This is a genomic window from Gemmatimonadaceae bacterium (assembly GCA_035533755.1).
Taxonomy (GTDB): Bacteria; Gemmatimonadota; Gemmatimonadetes; order Gemmatimonadales; family Gemmatimonadaceae; genus JAGWRI01.
The window spans coordinates 1-4,763 of the sequence record DATLTC010000091.1; the positions used below are offsets into that span (position 1 = coordinate 1).

The 4,763-nt window shown below is 71.5% G+C and carries 5 protein-coding genes; all 5 read left to right on the forward strand.

What is annotated here, in order from left to right; genetic code table 11:
* The coding region (locus VNE60_12845) for a PLP-dependent transferase (protein ID HVB32405.1) at positions 1–666 on the forward strand (666 nt) is incomplete at its 5' end.
* Between the two features lie 96 nt (positions 667–762).
* Complete coding sequence (locus VNE60_12850) at positions 763–1,737, forward strand: M48 family metallopeptidase (GenBank protein ID HVB32406.1); 975 nt, start codon at positions 763–765, stop codon at positions 1,735–1,737.
* Positions 1,734–3,041, forward strand: a complete 1,308-nt coding sequence (gene purD / locus VNE60_12855; GenBank protein HVB32407.1) for a phosphoribosylamine--glycine ligase — start codon at positions 1,734–1,736, stop codon at positions 3,039–3,041. Before VNE60_12850 ends, purD begins: the two co-directional genes overlap by 4 nt.
* Positions 3,034–3,861, forward strand: a complete 828-nt coding sequence (gene mutM, locus VNE60_12860; GenBank protein HVB32408.1) for a bifunctional DNA-formamidopyrimidine glycosylase/DNA-(apurinic or apyrimidinic site) lyase — start codon at positions 3,034–3,036, stop codon at positions 3,859–3,861. The genes purD and mutM overlap by 8 nt, the downstream gene beginning before the upstream one ends.
* A partial coding sequence (locus tag VNE60_12865; protein ID HVB32409.1) for a UvrB/UvrC motif-containing protein occupies positions 3,840–4,763 on the forward strand: 924 nt, incomplete at its 3' end. The genes mutM and VNE60_12865, both read left to right, overlap by 22 nt.

Genomic DNA, 4,763 nt, shown 5'->3' on the forward strand with positions numbered 1-4,763 from the left:
TTCTTCCAGCAGCCGTTCAAGTACGGCGCCGATATCGTCTTCCACTCCACCACCAAGTACCTCAACGGCCACAGCGACATGGTGGGCGGAATCGCCCTCGTGAACGACGACGACCTGGCCGACAAGCTCAACTTCATCCAGAATGCCGCCGGCGCCGTGCCCGGGCCGTTCGACTCGTGGCTGGCCCTGCGCGGCACCAAGACGCTGCACCTCCGCATGCCCCGGCACGACACCAACGGCCGCGCCATCGCCGCGTGGCTGGCCGAGCGGGTGGGCGCCGAACAGGTCAACTACATCGGATTGCCCACCCACCCCCAGCACGACCTGGCCAAGCGCCAGATGACGGGGTTCGGCGGCATGATGAGCGTGGAGATGGGCACCAAGGAGCGCGCCGCGCACGTCCTGGGCCGCGTCCACGTGTTCTCGCTGGCCGAATCCCTGGGCGGCGTGGAATCGCTGATCAGCCATCCGGCCATGATGACCCACGCCTCCGTGGACGCCGACCGCCGCGCCGCCCTCGGCATCACGGACGGCCTCATCCGCCTGTCGTGCGGCGTGGAGGACATCGGCGACCTGCTGGCCGACCTCGACCACGCCTTCCAGGGGCTTCCCGAGCAGGCCCGCCGCGACCGCCAGCCCAGAACCGCGGCCGCGACACCCGCATGAGGCTGCCCACGTAGGGAACAGGAACGGTCATCGCCACTGGGTGCCCGCCGCCGGCGGGCACCCAGCGCTCCGCCTTCCTTCATCCGGGTCGCTCCTATGCCACGCATCCCGCTCGTTCAGATCTCCTCGCGCGCCTGGGAACACCCGGCCGATCGCGCAGCGCTCAACACGCTGCGGTCCATCCCCGGCTTCGACGAAGTGGTGCGCAAAGTCGCCTCCTTCTTCGGGGAGCGCGGCGTCCGCCAACTCTTCCTCGCCAACGCGGTCCGCGTGAGCGACCACCAGCGGCCCAAGCTCAACGCCCTGTACAGCGAGGTGCTGGAGACGCTCGACTGGCCCACGCGCCCGCAGCTCTACGTCACGCAGACGCCGTTCGTGAATGCCGGCGCCGTGGGCTTCGACGACCCGTTCATCGTCATGAACTCGGCCACCCTCGCCATGCTCGACGAGGACGAACAGCGGTTCATCCTGGCCCACGAGCTGGGCCACATCATGAGCGGCCACACCACCTACCGGACGATCGCCATCATCATCCTCACGGTGGGCATCAGCAATCTGCCCTTCCTGGCTGGCGTCGCCCTGCTCCCGTTCCAGCTCGCCCTGCTCGAGTGGTACCGCAAGAGCGAACTGTCGTCCGACCGCGCCGGCCTGCTCGGCACCCAGGATCTGAACGTGGTGATGGGCGGCTTCATGAAGCTCGCCGGCGGCACCGCGCCGGCGGGCGATCAGGCGAGCCTCGAGGAGTTCATGCGCCAGGCGGAGGAATACGAGACCGGCGGCAACGCCTGGGACACCGTGTTCAAGGTGCTCAACACCGCGTTCCGCGACCACCCGTTCAACACCGTGCGCGCCTCCGAGCTGCTGCGGTGGCACCGGAGCGGGGCCTACGACGCGATCGTCGCCGGCAACTACGCGCGACGCGGCGCCGACGACCGTCCGCTCACCGACGACTACATGGACGCCGCCGGCTACTACGGCGAGCAGACGCGGTCCACCTTCCAGCAGTTCGGCGACGTGGTAACGCGCGCCAAGGACGCCTTCAACGAGGCATGGCGCGGCACGCCCAAATGAAGGTGCTCCTGGTCGGCGGCGGGGGGCGCGAGCACGCGCTCGCATGGAAGCTGCAGCACGACGATCCCTCGCTCTCCCTCATCGCCGCACCGGGCAACCCCGGCATCGCCGAACTCGCCGAGTGCGTGCCGGTGGCGGCCACCGACATCGAGCGGCTCCTCACCCTCGCCCGGGAGCGCGCGGTCGATCTGGTGGTCGTGGGCCCCGAGGCGCCGCTCGCCGCCGGCATCGTGGACCGCTTCCGCAGCGCCGGCATCCCGATCTTCGGCCCCACGCAGGCCGCCGCCGAGATCGAGACCTCCAAGGCATTCGCCAAGCAGCTCATGCTCCAGGCCGGCGTGCCCACGGCACGCGCCCGGATCTTCACCACGGTGCCCGAAGCCAGGGCCTGCGCGCGCGAGTACGGCGCCCCGGTGGTGATCAAGGCGTCGGGGCTCGCCGCCGGCAAGGGCGTGATCGTGTGCGACACGCTCGCCCAGGCCGACGCCGCGATCGAGGCGATGCTCGTGGGCAACGCGTTCGGCGACAGCGGGCACGAGGTGCTCGTGGAAGAGTTCATGACCGGCGAGGAGCTGTCGGTGCTCGCCCTCACCGACGGCGAGCGCGTGCTGTCGCTCGTGCCGGCGCAGGATCACAAGCGGCTCCTGGCCGGCGACCGCGGCCCCAACACCGGCGGCATGGGCGCCTACGCGCCGCTGTCGCTGGGCGCCCGGCTCGGCGGCGTGTCGCCCGACACCGCCCCCCTGTTGCGCGAGATCGAGACGCGCGTGCTGCTCCCCACGCTCCGTGCCATGCGCGAGTGCGGCCGCCCGTTCACCGGCCTGCTGTATGCCGGCATCATGATCACCGCCGACGGCCCCAAGGTGGTGGAGTTCAACTGCCGGTTCGGCGACCCCGAAACGCAGGCCGTGCTCCCGGTGGCCCACATGCAACCGTCACTGCTCCACGTCATGCGCGCCATCGCCACCGGCGCCGGCATCCCCGCCGGCGCCCGCTGCGAGGCATCGGGCCACGCCGTGACCACCGTGCTCGCCGCCGCCGGCTATCCCGAGCAGCCGCGCGCCGGCGACGAGATCGCGCTCCCCGAGCCGGTGTGGAACGCCATCGTCTTCCACGCCGGCACCGCGCGCAACGCGCGCGGCGCGCTCGTCACCGCGGGCGGCCGCGTGCTCGCCGTGACCGGCCTCGGCGACACGTTCGCCGAGGCGCAGCAGGTGAGCGCCGCCGTGGCCGCGCAGGTGACGTTCGCCGGCAAGCAGTTCCGCGACGACATCGGCTGGCGCGAGCGCGCGCGCGGTGCCTGAGCTTCCCGAAACCGAGACCATCGCCCGCGACCTCGACCGCCAGGTCACCGGCGCCACGATCGTCGCCGTTGCAGTGCCCAGGCCCGACGTCTTGCGCGAGGTGACCGCCCGCGTGCTCCGACGGCGGCTCGCGGGCGCGCGGATCGCGCATTGCTGGCGGCGCGCCAAACTCGTCGTGCTCGATCTCTCCACGGGAGATCGGCTGGTGGTGCAGCCCCGGTTCACCGGCGCGCTGCTGCTCGACGACGGCCAGCTCGACGAGCGCGAGCGGGCCTACGCCACCATCCGCCTCGCCCTCGACGACGGCCGCACGCTCATCTATCGTGACATCCGGCGCCTGGGAACCGTCGCCCTCATGCCGCCGGCGCGCTTCGAGCGCTACGTGGCGGCGCTCGGCGTCGAACCTCTTGACCCCGCGTTCGGCGCGGGTGAACTATCGGACCTTCTGCAAACGAGCCGGCAGGCGGTGAAGAAGGTGCTCATGGATCAGCGGCGGTTGGCAGGCGTGGGCAACATCTACGCCAACGAAGCCCTGTGGCGCGCCGGGATCGATCCGTCGCGGCAGGCCCGGGGCATTTCCCCCGCCGAGGCTGCGGCACTTCACGCAGCCATTATCGGCGTGTTGCGGGAGTCGATCGAGGCGCGCGGCACGAGTTTTCGCGACTATCGCGATGCCAACGGTAACGCCGGCGCCTTTGCCGAGCAGCTGGCGGTGTACGGGCGAGCCGATCGTCCCTGCCCGCGCTGCGGCACGCGCCTCGTGGGCACCCACGCGATCGATGGACGGAGCACCGTGCTGTGTCCGCGCTGCCAGCACTAGCGCTCCTTCCGCGGCGCGCGTCGCCGGCCGAGCTCCGCGCGCTGCGCGACCACGTGCGCGCCGGCGCGGCCGACCGCCCCGGCGTGTACCGCATGATCGCCGGCGACGGCGAGGTGGTGTACGTGGGCAAGTCCAAGCGGCTGCGCACGCGGCTGCTGAGCTACTTCCGCGCCTCGTTCCCCGAGGACAAGGGCGCCCGCATCGTGCGCGAAGCGGCGGACATCGAGTGGGACTACGTGCCCAGCGAGTTCGCGGCGCTGCTGGCGGAGATGCGGCTCATCAAGCGGTTCCGCCCGCGCCTCAACGTGGCCATGAAGCGCGACGCGCGGCACTTCGCGTTCATCAAGCTCACGCGCGGCGCCGCGCCAAAGCTGCTGGCCGTGCGCGCTCCCAGCGGCGACGACAGCGCCACCTATTATGGGCCATTCCAGGGGGCGCGCCGGCTGGAGGAGTCGCTGCGCGAACTGAGCGACGCCCTGGGCCTGCGCGACTGCCGGCTCACGCAGCCCGTGATCTACGCCGACCAATCAGAGATGTTCGATGGGCCCCCGCGGACGCCGGGGTGCATCCGGCTCGAGATCGGCCGCTGCCTGGGCCCGTGCGCCGGCGCCTGCACGGCCGCCGCCTACGCCGAGCGGGTGCGCCTGGCGCGGGCGTTTCTCGACGGCGAGAGCGACGGCCCGATCGAGGGCCTGCGCGCGCAGATGGAGGCGAGCGCGGGACGTCTGGAGTTCGAGCGGGCCGCGTCGCTGCGCGACAAACTCGGCCGGCTGGAGGCGCTGCGGGAGCAGTTCGACCGGCTGCGGTTCGCGGTCGAATCGCTCTCGTTCCAGTATCGGGTGGCGGGGGCCGACGGCGACGATCGCGTGTATCTCATTCGCCGCGGCCGCGTGCGCGGCGAG